Origin of the sequence: Tabrizicola sp. (assembly GCF_016793705.1) — a bacterium.
GTDB lineage: Bacteria > Pseudomonadota > Alphaproteobacteria > Rhodobacterales > Rhodobacteraceae > Tabrizicola.
The window spans coordinates 36,396-50,473 of the sequence record NZ_JAEULO010000021.1 but is presented as its reverse complement, the minus strand read 5'-3'; the positions used below and the strand labels follow the sequence as shown (position 1 = coordinate 50,473).

The following is a 14,078-nucleotide window of genomic DNA, read 5'->3' as shown; positions in this document are numbered from 1 at the left end:
TTGGTTGCTCTGCCTATATAGGCGCGATATGCCAGCACTGGCACCATCAGGAAATCCCCGAATGACCACCGGAACGCAGATCGCCTGGGACGATTCCGTCCTGCCATTCCAACTTGACGCCTCGGGCATCCGGGGCCGCATCGCCCGGCTGGATGGCGTGCTCGACCAGGTGCTGAAGCAGCACGCCTACCCGTCCGTGATCGAGGCGCTGGTGGCCGAGACCGCGCTGCTGACGGCGCTGATCGGCCAGGCCATCAAGCTGCGCTGGAAGCTTTCGCTGCAAGTGCGCGGCAAGGGTCCGGCCCGACTGATCGCGACCGATTACTACGGTCCCACCGAAGAGGGCGGGCCCGCCCGCATCCGCGCCTATGCCAGTTTCGACGCCGAGCGGCTCGACCCCAACGCCAGCCCCTTCTCCCAGATTGGCGAGGGTTATTTCGCAGTGATGATCGACCAGGGCGAGGGGACGCTGCCCTATCAGGGCTTCACCCCCATCGCCGGGGACAGCCTTTCCGCCTGCGCCGAGACCTATTTCGCGCAGTCCGAGCAGATCCCGACCCGCTTCGCGCTCGCCTACGGCGAAAGCGCCGAACCGGGCCGTCCGCTGCACTGGCGGGCCGGGGGCATCATGCTGCAACACATGCCCGCCACGGGCGGCGTCGCGGCGGAACAGGGCAGCGGTGAGGGCGGGCTTCTCACCCATGCCGACATCCTGGGCGGCGCGGAGTCCGAGGACTGGAACCGCGCGAACCTCCTTCTCGACACGGTGGAGGAGCTGGAGATGATCGGCCCCTCGGTCCCGCCGACCGACCTTCTGGTGCGCCTTTTCCATGAGGAAGGTCCGCGCGTCTTCGACGCCCAGCCGGTGCGCTTCGGCTGTTCGTGCAGCGAGGACAAGGTGCGCAGTACCATGTCGATCTACAGCCAGAAGGACATCGCCAGGATGACGACCGACACGGGCGTCGTCACCGCCGACTGCCAGTTCTGCGGCGCGCATTATGAACTGGACCCGAAGACCCTGGGGTTCGAGGGCAGGAATGGCTGAACTGGCGCTGCTGCGAAGCGCCGTCCATCTGGCGTCTTCCGGCGCGACCTCGGACTTCGACCTGAACCCTTCCGTCCAACTGCCGCCGGATCGCAAGCTGCGCCCGGCGGCGGTTCTTCTGGCTTTCGAGCCGGGCAAGGGCGTCTGGCTGACCAAGCGCTCCTCGCATCTGAAGCACCATCCGGGTCAGATCGCCTTTCCCGGCGGCAAGCTCGACCCGACCGACGCCAGCCTTGAGGCCGCCGCCCTGCGCGAGACCGAGGAGGAGATCGGCCTGCCGCCGGACTGCGTGCAGATCATCGGTACACTGCCGCCACATGAGACTGTCACCGGCTTTCTGGTGACGCCCTTCGTCGGCCATGTATATCGTCCCTTCACTGCCCGGCCCGAGGCGGGCGAGGTGGAGGAGGTATTCCCCGTGCCCTTGCGGCATCTCATCGACCCAGGGAACTACCTGATCCAGTCCCGCCGCTGGCAGGGGCAGAACCGGCGCTATTACACGGTGCCCTGGGGTCCGTATTACATCTGGGGTGCGACGGCCCGCATCCTGTATGGCCTGGCCGCAAAGGCCCCCGCCCGATGAAAGTCCGGGGCGACTGGATCACCCATCCCGGCAGCCAGGCGCTCTGCGCCGTGCTGGAAGGCGCGGGGTTCCGGGCGCTCTTCGTCGGTGGCTGCGTCCGTAACGACCTGCTGGGCGTGCCGGTCGCCGACATCGACCTTGCCACCGATGCGACGCCGGAAATCGTCTCTGACATCGCCGAAACCGCCGGTTTCAAGGTGGTGCCCACCGGGATTGAGCATGGCACCGTCACCGTCGTCGCCGAAGGCAGGCCGCACGAAGTGACGACCTTCCGCCGCGATGTGGAGACCGATGGCCGCCGCGCCATGGTGGCCTTCTCCACCCGCATCGAGGAAGACGCCCAACGCCGCGACTTCACGATGAACACGCTGTACGCCGACCGGACAGGTAGGGTGATCGACCCGCTGCACGGCCTCTCGGACCTGCAAGCCCGCCGCGTCCGCTTCGTCGGCGATGCCGAGACCCGCATCCGCGAGGACTATCTCCGCATCCTGCGCTTCTTCCGCTTCCACGCCGCCTATGGCGACCCGGAGGGCGGGCTCGATCCCGAAGGCCTCGCCGCCTGCGCCGCGTTTTCTGCCGGGTTAGAGACGATTTCCCGCGAACGCATCACAGCCGAACTCCGCAAGCTCCTCGCCGCCCGCGATCCTGGCCCTTCGGTCGCCGCCATGGCCCGATCCGGCGTCCTCGCCCGCATCCTCCCCGGTGCCGACCCCCGTGCACTGGCGCCGCTGGTCCACCTGGACCAAGGCGAATCCGCCCGCTGGCTCCGCCGTCTTGCTGTCCTCGGCGGCGAAACCGGCCACCTTCGCCTCTCCAAATCCGAAGCCCGCGATCTCGCCGCCCTTCGTACCGCCCTGGGGTCCGCCGACACCCCCGCCGCCCTCGGTTGGCGCCTTGGCGAACCTCTCGGCACGGACGCAATCCTTGCCCGTGCCGCCGTTCTGGAGATGCCTCTTCCCGACGACTGGCAGAGGCAGGTCCGGCGCGGGGCGAAGACCAGTTTCCCGGTCTCCGCCGCCGATCTGATGCCCGGCCTGCAAGGCGAAGCCCTTGGCGCCAGGCTGAAAAGCCTCGAAGCCCGCTGGCTCGCCGCCGACCTCACCCTCACCCGCGAGGAGCTGCTGAAAGGGGCGTGACAATCCGCCGCAACTGCGCTAGGGAGGACCCACCCAAAGAGGAGACCAGCATGGAACACGGGATCTCACACCAACTCGCCTGAGTTGACCGATCCCGTCGTGGCGGTCGCTTGCAGGCACCGCCGTCACCCATCGCTGCACCTTTTTCGGGTCTTCCCTCATGTTCCGCTTCCTCGAGAACCTCGTCGATCCCTATCAGCCCTATGCCGAGGTCGACGCACCCCCCACCCGGCTCTGGCCGTTCCTGCGTGACTATGTCCGCGCCTTCCGCAAGGTCTTCGCCGTCACGGCGGTCTTCTCCATCGGCAACGGTGTCCTCGACATCGGGCTGATCTGGTATCTCGGTCGCCTGGTCGACCTGATGACCGGCCAGACCCCGCAGGCCTTCCTGACCGCGCATTGGGCCGAGATTCTGCTGGTCGCCTTCGTCATCGTCTTCGTCCGCCCCCTGGTCGCGGGCGGGTCGGTCGGCCTGCTGCACAATTCGATCCTGACGAACTTCGGCACCATGATGCGCTGGCGGGCGCACCGGCATGTCCTGCGCCAGCCCGTCGGCTGGTTCGAAAGCGATTTCGCCGGCCGCATCGCCAACCGGATCATGCAGGCCCCGCCCGCCGCCGGCGATGCGGTGTTCCAGGTCTTCGACATGGCCGCCTTCGCCTGCACCACCTTCGTCGGCGCGCTCCTGATGCTGGCCGATGCTGACCCGCGCCTGATGATCCCCCTGATCCTCTGGCTGGTCGGCTACCTTGCCCTGATGCGCTGGACCATCCGCCGCGCCGGTCCCGCCGCCACTGCCTCGTCCGAGGCGCGGTCCGCCGTCACCGGCCGCGTCGTCGACAGCTATACCAACATCCACTCGGTCAAGCTGTTCGCGCATCAGGACAACGAACTGAACTACGCCAGGGAATCCATCGAGACGGCGCGCAAGACCTTCCAGAAGGAAATGCGCATCGTCACCAAGATGGACATCGCGCTGACCTTCCTGAACGGGTTGATGATTCTTGGCGTCTCCGGCCTCGCCATGTGGCTCTGGGTCAACGGCACCGCCTCGGTCGGCGCGGTGGCCGCAGCTGTCGCACTGGTCCTGCGCATCAACTCGATGACCTACTGGATCATGTGGGCCTCGACCCAGCTGGTGCAGAACCTCGGCACCCTTGCCGAAGGGATGGAGACCATCGCCCAGCCCGTCACCCTGACCGACGCGCCCGGCGCCAAACCCCTGAACTTCCAGCAGGGCCTGATCGAGCTGAAGCAGATCAGCCACCACTACGGTCGCGGTTTCGGCGGCCTACAGAACGTGTCGCTGACCATCCGCCCGGGTGAGAAGATCGGCGTTGTCGGCCGCTCCGGCGCGGGGAAATCCACTCTGGTCAAGCTGATGCTGCGCTTCTACGACACCGAATCCGGCGCGATCCTGATCGACGGGCAGGACATCGTCGGGGTGACGCAGGAAAGTCTGCGCCAGAAGATCGGCATGGTGCAGCAGGACAGCTCGCTCCTCCACCGCTCGGTCCGCGACAACATCCTCTATGGCCGCCCCGACGCCACCGAAGCGATGATGATCGCCGCCGCACAGAAGGCCGAGGCGCATGACTTCATCCTCACGCTGGAGGACCCGCAGGGCCGCAAAGGCTACGACGCCCATGTCGGCGAACGCGGGGTGAAGCTTTCGGGCGGCCAGCGCCAGCGCGTCGCCATCGCCCGCGTCATCCTGAAGGACGCCCCGATCCTGATCCTGGACGAAGCGACCTCGGCGCTGGACAGCGAGGCCGAAGCCGCCATCCAGGGCGCGCTTTACGGCGTGATGGAGGGCAAGACGGTGATCGCCATCGCCCACCGCCTGTCGACCATCGCCGCGATGGACCGGATCGTCGTGCTGGAGGACGGCCAGGTGGTCGAGGACGGCCCCCATGCCGACCTTCTGCGCCGGAACGGCCTTTACGCCCGCTTCTGGGCCCGGCAATCCGGCGGCTTCATCGGGCTGGAGGAGGAAGCGGCGGAGTAACCGGAGGGTCTAAAATTTTTCGCGAAAAATTTTAGACCCCCGCCTCACGCGCTGCTGACTGCTTCACCCTTGCTTCCCCCCGCCCACAGGCCTACCTCTCCCTCATGAGCGCCCTTCAAAGCCTCGGCTCCCTCATCGACGCCTTCCGCCCCGCCGACGGCCCCCCGCCACAACGGCTGGGGCGCTTCATGCGCTGGTCGCTGGCCGGGTCCTGGCCGATGCTCGTCGTCGCGGGCATCCTGTCGTCAGTGGCAGGCGTGACCGAGGTCGTCTCCGCCCTGATCCTCGGCTGGGTGATCGACGCCGCCGTCAGCTCGGGCCCGACCGATTTCTTCGGCCAGCACTGGAACCTGATCCTCTGGTTTCTCGGTTTCTACCTGATCCTACGCCCGCTGGCCTTTGCCGTCTCCTCCGCCTCGAACAGCATCATCATCGGCCCGAACGTGATGCCGCTGGTCCTGTCGCGCCTGCATCGCTGGACGCTGGGGCAGGCCGTCACCTTCTTCGACAACGACTTCGCCGGTCGCATCGCGCAAAAGCAGATGCAGGCCGCCCGCGCTGTCACCGATGTCGCGACCGAGGTGATCAACACCGTCTGCTTCGCGCTCGCCTCGGTGATCGGCTCCGTCGCCTTCCTGCTGGCGGTCGATGCCAAGGCGGCGATTGCGCTTCTGGTCTGGCTGGTCGCCTATGTCTTCCTGATCCGCTTCTTCCTGCCGGTGATCCGCAAGAATTCCGCCGCCCGGGCGTCGTCGCGCGCCATGGTCTCCGGTCAGGTCGTCGACACGATCACCAACATCAAGACGGTGAAGCTTTTCGCCCATGCCGCCTTCGAGGACCGCGTGGCGCTGGACGCGATGGAGGTCTTCCGCGACCGCAGCCTGGAATTCGGCGTCATCTCAACCTGGTTCCGCTTTGCACTGATGCTGCTGGCGGGCGTGCTGCCGGTGCTGCTGATCGGCGGCACGGTCCTCCTCTGGCAGCAGGGCGCCGCCACCGCCGGGGATATCGCCGCCTCGGGCGCCATCGCGCTTCGGATCGCGCAGATGTCGGGCTGGGTCAGCTTCACGCTCATGTCGATCTACACCTCGGTCGGCGAGGTGGAGGACGGGATGCGCACCCTCTCCGCGCCGCATACCCTGACCGACGCCCCCGATGCCGTTGCGCTGCCACGGGTGAAGGGCGAAATCCGCTACGACGATGTGACCTTTGCCTATGGCCGCCAGCGTGGCGGGGTGCAGGGCATCGACCTGATCATCCATGCTGGCGAGAAACTGGCCATCGTCGGGGCAAGCGGCGCGGGGAAATCCTCGCTCGTCTCGCTGCTCCTCCGGCTCTACGATCCGGAAGAGGGCCGGATCACCGTGGACGGGCATGATCTGCGCCAAGTGACGCAGGAAAGCTTGCGTCGGCAGATCGGCATGGTCACGCAGGAAACCGCGATGTTCAATCGCAGCGCGCGCGATAATATCGCCTACGGCAGACCCGAGGCTTCGGAGGAAGAGATCATCGCCGCCGCCCGCGCCGCCGAGGCGGATGAGTTCATCGCCCATATGCTCGACCATCAGGGCCGCAGGGGTTACGACGCCTTCCTCGGCGAACGCGGGGTCAAGCTGTCGGGTGGCCAGCGCCAGCGCATCGCGCTCGCCCGCGCCTTCCTGAAGGACGCGCCGATCCTGGTGCTGGACGAGGCGACCTCGGCGCTGGACTCCGAGGTCGAGGCTTCGATCCAGGAGGCCCTTGGCCGCGTGATGCAGGGCAAGACCGTGCTGGCCATCGCCCACCGCCTGTCGACCATCGCCGCGATGGACCGGATCATCGTCATGGACCGGGGCCGCATCGTGGAACAGGGCAGCCATGCCGACCTTCTGGCGCTGGGCGGCCTCTACGCCCGTTACTGGAACCGGCAGTCCGGTGGCTTCATCGGCACCGAAGACGAAGCGGAAGCGGCAGAGTGATCGTCACCATCGACCGGCTTGGCCATCTGGGCCATGGCATCGCCCGCATGCCGGACTCGGGCCCGATCTATGTGCCCGGCACTTTGCCGGGAGAGGTTGTCGAAGGCACACTCGACGGTGACATCCTTCTCGACCCCAAGATCGTCACCCCGTCGGCAAGCCGGGTGAAACCCCCGTGTCGCCACGCCCGCGCCTGTGGTGGCTGCCAGCTGCAACACGCTTCCGGTGCCTTCGTGGCGCAATGGAAGCAACAGGTCGTCGAAACCGCGCTGGCCGGGCAGGGCCTTGCCGCTGACTTCCTGCCTCTCGTCACCTCCCCCGCCCGGTCCCGCCGCCGTGCCACCCTGTCGGCCCGTCGCACCAAGTCCGGCGTCCTGATCGGCTTCCACGCCCGCGCCTCCGACACCATCGCCGAAATCCCCGACTGCCAGCTCCTCCACCCCGGCATCCTCGCCGCCATTCCTGGCCTTCAAGCGCTGGTGCAACTAGGCGGATCGCGCACGACCGAACTCTCCCTGTTGATCACCCTCACCCGCGGAGGCCCGGATGTTGTGGTGACGGGAGGCAAACCCCTCGACGCCGCTCTCCGCCTCGACCTCGCCCGCCTGGTCGAAACCCACGGCTTCTCGCGACTGACCTGGGACGGCGAAACCGTCGCCCTCCGCGACCGCCCCGCGTTGACGATGGGCACGGCCACCGTCATCCCCCCGGCCGGAGCCTTCCTGCAAGCCACCGCCGAGGGCGAAGCCGCCCTTCTGACAGCGGTCAAACAAGCCCTCGGCCCGCAGAAGCGCGTTGTCGACCTCTTCTCCGGCACCGGCACCTTCACCCTCCCCCTCGCCGAAACGATGGAGGTCCACGCCGTCGAAGGCGATGCCGCGATGACCAAAGCCCTCGACCTCGCCGCCCGCACCACTCCGAACCTCCACCGCATCTCCACCGAGACGCGAGACCTTTTCCGCCGCCCGCTGGAACCTGACGAACTGCTCACCTTTACCGGAGCCGTCATCGACCCGCCCCGCGCCGGGGCCGAGGCGCAGACCGACCGCCTGGCGCAATCGAAGATCCCGGTCATCGCCGCCGTCTCCTGCAACCCGGTCACCTTCGCCCGCGATGCCCGTACCCTTACCGCCGCAGGCTACCGGCTCGACTGGGTGCAGGTCGTCGACCAGTTTCGCTGGTCCACCCATGTCGAACTGGTCGCCCGTCTCTCCCGCTGACATTTCCGTGAAGATCCCGCCCGGCCCACCGTCTAGGCAAACCTGCCCCTTTCCTGTATCCATAGGAAAAAACAGGCAGACTACAGGCGGACATGGGAATGCGGTTCTTCGGCTGGTTGGCGATCCTCGTCGCGGTGATCGGGCTTTCGGGCTGCGGCTCGAAGTTCAAGCGCTACTACGGCCCCGAAGTGACCCAGGTCCAGGTCCACAAGGCCGACCGCAAGATGTATCTCTTCCACAACGACAAGGTGCTGAAGGCCTATGACATCGGCCTCGGCTTTGCCCCCGTCGGACACAAGCAATTCGAGGGCGACGGCAAGACGCCCGAAGGCCAGTATTTCATCAGCCACAAGAACCCGGATTCCAACTACCACCTCTCGCTTCGCATCTCCTATCCGAACGAGGCCGACATCGCCTTCGCCGAGGCCGAGGGCAAATCGCCCGGCGGCGACATCTTCATCCACGGCGGCCCGAATACACGCGTCTCGAAACGCGACTGGACCTTTGGCTGCGTCGCGCTGACCGACAAGGAAATCGAGATCGTCTATTCCATGGTGAAGCCCGGCACCCCGATCTTCATCCTGCCCTGAGCATGGCCCGGAACGAGAAAGGGGCCCGCAGGCCCCTTTGATTCGTCCGCGGCAGGCCCCATCAGGCCCCGGTCAGCATCGTCCACCAGATCTTGCCGCCCGGCTCCTGGAACCAGGCAAAGCCCAGCCGCGTCGCCGCCGGATCCATGATCACCACCCTGGTGTCGGGCTGCGCCATCCAGGACGACAGCGTCTCCAGCTCGGTCTCGTAGGTCTCCGAGATGTTCTCGCCCAGAAGCCGCCCGGTGAACCCGCTGCGCTGCACCCGCACCAGCGGCGAAGACCCGTCCGAGCCGAAATGCCAGGGCCGGTTCTGCACCGACATGTCGCGGGAATGCGTCTCGGCAGCGGCGTTCAGCGCCGCATCGAAGGCCACCGGCGGCAGCGATTTGGCGGCGCGCAGGGTGTTCATCGAATCAAGGAAGCGGAAGGACACCTCGCGTGCGTCCTTGATCTTGTAGACCCGGGGCAGGGGTTTGCCATCGGCGCCGACCTGCGGCTCGCTCGTTGTCCCACAAGCTGCGAGAGCCAGGAACATGCCCTGCGCCAGGAAGATGCGTCTATCCATTCGGTCCACCAGTTCGAAGCCGCCCGAAGCAGCCATTCGGCCATCTCTTAGCGGAAGCTTGCGGCGGGTTCAAACAGGCTTCTGCCCATCGGCGGAAGCTGACAGCTGTTTGCCGCCGGCGGGTTTCGACATGGATTTGCCGGTCGGCGGACGCTGACAGGTGTTTGATTTGCGGCTGACCGTGAAAACCGCTATAGGCCGCGCAAAGACGATCTTTGAGGAGTTTTCGCCATGTCGAACGACAGGGTCAACCGCCGCGCGGTTCTGGGTGCAGCAGTGGGCGTCGCCGGTATGGCCGCGCTTCCGGCCTTTGCCCAGGACGGCAGCACCGAATTCACCGAACCCGCCACTTCGGTGCGCAACAACATCTCCAGCTTCCGCATGTTGCAGTGGCAGGATTATTTCGACAACACCCGCAACGGCGCGATCCTGGCCGACACCACATCGCGCGCGCTGCACTACTGGTCGGAAGACCAGTCGATCTACCGGCTGTACCCCACTTCGGTCCCCCTGACCGAAGAGCTGACCCGCCTCGGCGTCACCTCGGTCATCCAGAAGGTCGAGAACCCGACCTGGCGTCCGACGGCTTCCATGCTGGCGCGCCACCCGGAATGGCCGGCCGTCGTGGAGGGTGGGGCGCCGGACAATCCGCTTGGCGTCCGTGCGCTCTATCTCGGCTGGCCCGCCTACCGGATTCACGGGACCCATGACACCCGCAAGATCGGCCGTCGCTCCTCAAGCGGCTGCATCGGGCTTTACAACGAACATATCCTTGAACTGTACGGATACGCCAAGGTCGGAACCCAGGTGCGGTTGATCTGACCCTCTCCCTAAGTGCTGCAAAGGGACCGCTGGCCGGACGGCGCTGCGGTCTTTTTCATTCTTCTTCCGAAATCTTGCATGGCCCGGCTTCAAGTCCATACTGGCTTGGAATCGCGCGCTTTCGTGCGAGTCGGGACGACTTGTGAAAGGTTGGCCATGCCAAGCACCCTTGCCCTCGCCCGCCTGGACACGCCCGCGCTGGTGCTGGATGAAGCAAGGATGATGCGAAACGTCCGGCGACTCGCAGAGCGGGCACAGGCCTTGAACGTCACGCTTCGTCCGCATCTCAAGACGGCAAAGTCGACGGATGTCGCAAGCCGCGTCCTTGGCGGCGGGCCGGCGCCGATCACCGTCTCGACCCTTGCCGAAGCCGAAATGTTCCATGCAGCCGGTTACTCCGACATCCTGTATGCCGTCGGGATCGCTCCCGGAAAGCTGGCGCGGGTTGCGGCATTGCGGGCGGCAGGATGCGATCTGAAGGTTATCCTGGACAGTGCCGTCCAAGCGCAGGCTGTTGCCGAAACAGGCATTCCGGCCCTGATCGAAATCGACAGTGACGGTCATCGCGGCGGCGTTTCTCCCGATGCTGCCGTGCTGATCGAAATCGGGCAAATCCTTCATCGGGCCAACGTTCTGGTCGGGGTGATGACCCATGCGGGCGAAAGCTACACGGTAAGCGGTGCCGAGGCCCATGCCGCCTTTGCCGAACGCGAGCGTGCAGCCTGTGTCCAGGCCGCCGAGGCCTTGCGCGCCGCCGGATTGCCCTGCCCGATCGTCAGTGTCGGCTCCACACCGACGGCCCATGCCGCCCGTGACCTTTCCGGCGTCACCGAACTCCGGGCTGGCGTCTACATGTTCTTCGATCTGGTGATGGCCGGGATCGAGGTCTGCTCCCTCGATGACATCGCGCTTTCGGTTCTGACCAGCGTCATCGGGCATCAGCCCGACAAGGGCTGGATCCTGATAGATGCCGGATGGATGGCAATGTCGCGTGACCGCGGCACATCGGCCCAGCGCATCGACCAGGGGTACGGGGTCGTCTGCGACAGCGATGGGCAACCATACCCCGACCTGATCGTGTCCGGATGCAATCAGGAGCATGGCGTGGTCAGTCTTCGTCCTGGCGCGTCAGGATCGTTGCCCGATCTTCCGGTGGGTACGCTGCTGAGGATTCTCCCCAATCATGCCTGCGCGACGGCCGCCCAGTTCGACCACTATAATGTGCTTCCCGAAGACGGCGGATCACTGCGGACCTGGTCCCGATTCAGGGGATGGTGACTTCGGCTCGGCGCAGCGCCAGGTCCGTGGATCATGGCTGTCCACAAACACCTGCGCGGCCAGCACAGCAGGTTAAGGATCGGTAAACGCCCACGCTTAAGTTGTTGTAGAAATTTAGAAAATCGAAATTGTCCACCGTGGACACTATTTGCCGGTCTGCACCCATCCCCCCAGATTCTCCTCGATCACCGCCACCAGCGCCGCGATATGGGCGGGCTGGTCGTTCAGGCAGGGGATGTAGGTGAAGACCTCCCCCCCCGCATGCAGGAAGGCCTCGCGGATTTCCCCGTTGATCTCCTCCAGCGTCTCGATGCAGTCGGCCGAGAAAGCCGGGGCCATCACCGCGATCCGCTTCTTTCCGGCCTTCGCCAGCGCCGCGACATGCTGCACCGTATAGGGCCGCAGCCACTCCTCGCGCCCGAAGACCGACTGGAAGCTGGTGTCGATCGACCCCGCCTCCCACCCCAGCCTCTCCCGCAAGAGGCGTGAGGTTTTCTGGCACTGGCAATGATAGGGGTCGCCCTCCATCAGGTAGCGTTTCGGCATCCCGTGGTAGGAGGCGACCAGCACGTCGGGCCGGTGGTCCAGCTTCGCATAGGCAGCCTCGACCGACTGCGCGAGGGCGTCGATGTGGAGCGGGTGGTCGAAATATTCCGCCACGGTGCGCACCGCCGGTTGCCGCTTTTCCTGCATCAGGGCACGGAAGAACTGGTCGTTCGCGGTGGCCGAGGTCGCCCCGGCGTAGTGAGGGTAGAGTGGGAAGAACAGGATCTTCTCGCACCCCGCCGCGACCATCGCCTTCACCTTCGCCCCGGTCGAAGGGTTGCCGTAGCGCATGCAGAAGTCGACCATCACCTCCGCCCCATGCCGTTCCGCCAGCGCCGCCGCGATCGCCGCCGTCTGGGCCTTGGTGATGGTCAGAAGCGGGCTTTCGTTCAGCTCTTCATTCCAGATCAGCTTGTAATTCGCCCCCGAGGTGAAGGGCCGCTTCGACAGGATCACCAGCTGCAACAGCGGCTGCCATTTCCAGGCGGGATAGTCCACGACACGCTTGTCCGACAGGAACTCGCTCAGATACCGCCGCATCGACCAGTAGTCGTGGCCGTCCGGCGTGCCGAGGTTGGCCAGCAGCACACCCACGCGCGACGCGCGGACCGGCGGATGATCGGCGGGGGCGTGGGCCAAGCGGCCCTGGCCGGAAGTTTGCGGTCCCTGCATGGCGGTTCTTCCCGTTGGTACAGCACGGGACATAAGGGTTGGGCAGGCGGGGTCAACCGTCTTTGGGCAGGGGCTTCTCCGGCACGCCCAGGGCATCGGCCAGCCGCGCCCGCGCCGAGCCCGGCCGCAGGGGCCGCTGCTGGCTTTCATGCGGAGCCCAGCCCGTCAGGAACACCAGCTCCACCGTTGCTTTCAGTCGGCCTTCAGAGGTGCTGTAACTACCGGCGTATATACGCGCGGCCTCGGCCAAAACCGCGCGCCGGGTGAAGTGGCGGAGGCGTCCGGCAAGCGCGTTGGTCTCGCCCGCCGCGCGGAGGTCGGCGAGCAGGGCGGGGAAGCTGCGGTATTCGACGGTCTGCACCAGACTGTCGGCGACCGGCAGGGCAAACCCCGCCCGCTGCATCAGGGCGCCGAGGTCGCGGATTTCGCCCATCGGCAGGACGCGGGGTGACAGGCCGCCGGTGACGGTTGCCTCAGCCTCGGCGAGGGAAGTGCGGAGTTCCTGCAGGCTGCGACCGCCGGGCAAGACAACAAGGCAAAGTCCGTCCGGTCGCAAGGCGCGTCTGCATTGGACCAGTTGGCCGATTGGGTCGCTGGCCCAGTGGAGGGACATAGCGTGCACGACAAGGTCGTGTGCGTTTGATTCCAGCGCGATCAGATCGTCGTCGGGGACCACCTTCGCCGGGGATAACTCCCCGAAAACTTCGGGAAAACCCGTCACCACGGCGGGCGCCGTAAACCTTCTGTTAACCTCTCCGAGTCTCTCCTGAAGGTCGGTCAGGGCGAGGCGGTGCAGGAACAGCGCCTCGTCATGGCCGGGCAGGCAGCGGGCGCGGGCGCGGTGGCGGATCAGCGCGGCGCAGTCGGTCAGGGTCATCGGCTGGGTCATCGAGCGGAGATTAGGAGGGCGGGATGGGAATGCAAGGCGCGCTGCACATCCTGTATCCGCCGCAGTGCATCTCCTGCGCGGCTCCGGTCCAATCCGATTTCGGCCTCTGTGCCGACTGCTGGCGTGAGACGCCCTTCATCTCGGGCCTTGTCTGCGACCAATGCGGGATGCCGCTGCCGGGGCAGGACAGCGCGGAACGGGTGCTCTGCGACGATTGCATGACCATCGCCCGGCCCTGGGAGCGGGGCCGGGCCGCGCTGATGTATCGTGACAACGGGCGACGGCTGGTGCTGGCGCTGAAACATGGCGACCGGATGGACCTGGCCCGCCCCGCCTCGATCTGGATGCTGAAGGCGGTCCAGCCGATCCTGCGACCGGGGATACTGGCGGTGCCGGTGCCCTTGCACTGGATGCGGCTGTTCCGGCGGCGGTTCAACCAGGCGGCGCTTCTGTCCCGCGCCATCGCCAAATCCGCAGGGCTGGACCATTGTCCGGACGCCCTTATCCGCAAACACTCGACCGGCAGCCAGGACGGCAAGACCCGCGACGCCCGCTTCGCCAATCTGGTGGGCGCCTTCGCCGTGCCGAAAGCGCGTGAGAAGCGGGTCGAGGGGCGGGACATCCTGCTGGTCGACGACGTGATGACTTCAGGTGCGACTTTCGCCGCCGCGACCGAGGCGCTGTTGGCGGCAGGGGCGCGGTCGGTTTCGGTGCTGGCCCTGGCCCGCGTTGCGAAAGACGGCTGACGCACTATAGTCCG

13 protein-coding genes are annotated in these 14,078 nt (G+C 66.2%); 10 read left to right on the top strand and 3 right to left on the bottom strand.

Annotated features, from left to right (window positions below; genetic code table 11):
* Positions 1-61: 61 nt before the first annotated feature.
* The 7 genes from JNJ68_RS03570 to JNJ68_RS03540 all read left to right on the top strand — a co-directional run bounded on the left by JNJ68_RS03570 (position 62) and on the right by JNJ68_RS03540 (position 8,543).
* Complete coding sequence (locus tag JNJ68_RS03570; RefSeq protein WP_294979049.1) at positions 62-1,045, top strand: Hsp33 family molecular chaperone HslO; 984 nt, start codon at positions 62-64, stop codon at positions 1,043-1,045.
* Complete coding sequence (locus JNJ68_RS03565) at positions 1,038-1,628, top strand: CoA pyrophosphatase (RefSeq protein WP_294979046.1); 591 nt, start codon at positions 1,038-1,040, stop codon at positions 1,626-1,628. The genes JNJ68_RS03570 and JNJ68_RS03565 overlap by 8 nt, the downstream gene beginning before the upstream one ends.
* Positions 1,625-2,767: a CCA tRNA nucleotidyltransferase gene (locus JNJ68_RS03560; RefSeq protein WP_294979043.1), complete on the top strand. Its 1,143-nt coding sequence runs from the start codon at positions 1,625-1,627 to the stop codon at positions 2,765-2,767. The genes JNJ68_RS03565 and JNJ68_RS03560 overlap by 4 nt, the downstream gene beginning before the upstream one ends.
* A 160-nt stretch (positions 2,768-2,927) precedes the next feature.
* Positions 2,928-4,775, top strand: coding sequence for an ABC transporter ATP-binding protein (locus JNJ68_RS03555; protein ID WP_294979041.1), 1,848 nt, complete (start codon positions 2,928-2,930; stop codon positions 4,773-4,775).
* A 104-nt stretch (positions 4,776-4,879) separates the two neighbouring features.
* The gene (locus tag JNJ68_RS03550) at positions 4,880-6,733 is read left to right on the top strand and encodes an ABC transporter ATP-binding protein (RefSeq protein WP_294979039.1); all 1,854 of its coding nucleotides are present in this window, start codon (positions 4,880-4,882) and stop codon (positions 6,731-6,733) included.
* Positions 6,730-7,953, top strand: a complete 1,224-nt coding sequence (locus JNJ68_RS03545; RefSeq protein WP_294979036.1) for a TRAM domain-containing protein — start codon at positions 6,730-6,732, stop codon at positions 7,951-7,953. The genes JNJ68_RS03550 and JNJ68_RS03545 overlap by 4 nt, the downstream gene beginning before the upstream one ends.
* 98 nt (positions 7,954-8,051) lie before the next feature.
* Positions 8,052-8,543: a L,D-transpeptidase family protein gene (locus JNJ68_RS03540; RefSeq protein WP_294979033.1), complete on the top strand. Its 492-nt coding sequence runs from the start codon at positions 8,052-8,054 to the stop codon at positions 8,541-8,543.
* Positions 8,544-8,604: 61 nt separating this feature from the next.
* Here JNJ68_RS03540 and JNJ68_RS03535 read toward each other — a convergent pair whose 3' ends face one another.
* A complete protein-coding gene (locus JNJ68_RS03535) occupies positions 8,605-9,111 on the bottom strand; it encodes a CAP domain-containing protein (protein ID WP_294979031.1) in 507 nt (168 codons plus the stop codon).
* A 231-nt stretch (positions 9,112-9,342) separates the two neighbouring features.
* Here JNJ68_RS03535 and JNJ68_RS03530 point away from each other — a divergent pair, with 231 nt between their 5' ends.
* The gene (locus tag JNJ68_RS03530) at positions 9,343-9,933 is read left to right on the top strand and encodes a L,D-transpeptidase (protein WP_294979028.1); all 591 of its coding nucleotides are present in this window, start codon (positions 9,343-9,345) and stop codon (positions 9,931-9,933) included.
* A gap of 201 nt (positions 9,934-10,134) precedes the next feature.
* A complete protein-coding gene (locus tag JNJ68_RS03525; protein WP_363165313.1) occupies positions 10,135-11,211 on the top strand; it encodes an alanine racemase in 1,077 nt (358 codons plus the stop codon).
* A gap of 144 nt (positions 11,212-11,355) precedes the next feature.
* Here JNJ68_RS03525 and hemH read toward each other — a convergent pair whose 3' ends face one another.
* Together hemH and JNJ68_RS03515 are read right to left on the bottom strand one after the other, a co-directional pair.
* Complete coding sequence (gene hemH, locus JNJ68_RS03520; protein WP_294979025.1) at positions 11,356-12,429, bottom strand: ferrochelatase; 1,074 nt, start codon at positions 12,427-12,429, stop codon at positions 11,356-11,358.
* Positions 12,430-12,481: 52 nt separating this feature from the next.
* A complete protein-coding gene (locus JNJ68_RS03515) occupies positions 12,482-13,306 on the bottom strand; it encodes a methyltransferase domain-containing protein (protein ID WP_294979519.1) in 825 nt (274 codons plus the stop codon).
* A 35-nt stretch (positions 13,307-13,341) separates the two neighbouring features.
* Here JNJ68_RS03515 and JNJ68_RS03510 point away from each other — a divergent pair, with 35 nt between their 5' ends.
* On the top strand, positions 13,342-14,064 hold the full coding sequence (locus JNJ68_RS03510) for a ComF family protein (protein ID WP_294979023.1): 723 nt from the start codon (positions 13,342-13,344) through the stop codon (positions 14,062-14,064).
* Positions 14,065-14,078: the final 14 nt, after the last annotated feature.

What these genes read in the sequence shown, in the direction of transcription:
- JNJ68_RS03570 (WP_294979049.1), top strand. Translation starts at nt 62, where the DNA reads ATGACCACCGGAACGCAGATCGCCTGGGACGATTCCGTCCTGCCATTC.
- JNJ68_RS03510 (WP_294979023.1), top strand. Translation starts at nt 13,342, where the DNA reads ATGGGAATGCAAGGCGCGCTGCACATCCTGTATCCGCCGCAGTGCATC.
- JNJ68_RS03565 (WP_294979046.1), top strand. Translation starts at nt 1,038, where the DNA reads ATGGCTGAACTGGCGCTGCTGCGAAGCGCCGTCCATCTGGCGTCTTCC.
- JNJ68_RS03555 (WP_294979041.1), top strand. Translation starts at nt 2,928, where the DNA reads ATGTTCCGCTTCCTCGAGAACCTCGTCGATCCCTATCAGCCCTATGCC.
- JNJ68_RS03540 (WP_294979033.1), top strand. Translation starts at nt 8,052, where the DNA reads ATGCGGTTCTTCGGCTGGTTGGCGATCCTCGTCGCGGTGATCGGGCTT.
- hemH (WP_294979025.1), bottom strand. Translation starts at nt 12,429, where the DNA reads ATGCAGGGACCGCAAACTTCCGGCCAGGGCCGCTTGGCCCACGCCCCC.
- JNJ68_RS03560 (WP_294979043.1), top strand. Translation starts at nt 1,625, where the DNA reads ATGAAAGTCCGGGGCGACTGGATCACCCATCCCGGCAGCCAGGCGCTC.
- JNJ68_RS03515 (WP_294979519.1), bottom strand. Translation starts at nt 13,306, where the DNA reads ATGACCCTGACCGACTGCGCCGCGCTGATCCGCCACCGCGCCCGCGCC.
- JNJ68_RS03550 (WP_294979039.1), top strand. Translation starts at nt 4,880, where the DNA reads ATGAGCGCCCTTCAAAGCCTCGGCTCCCTCATCGACGCCTTCCGCCCC.
- JNJ68_RS03530 (WP_294979028.1), top strand. Translation starts at nt 9,343, where the DNA reads ATGTCGAACGACAGGGTCAACCGCCGCGCGGTTCTGGGTGCAGCAGTG.
- JNJ68_RS03535 (WP_294979031.1), bottom strand. Translation starts at nt 9,111, where the DNA reads ATGGATAGACGCATCTTCCTGGCGCAGGGCATGTTCCTGGCTCTCGCA.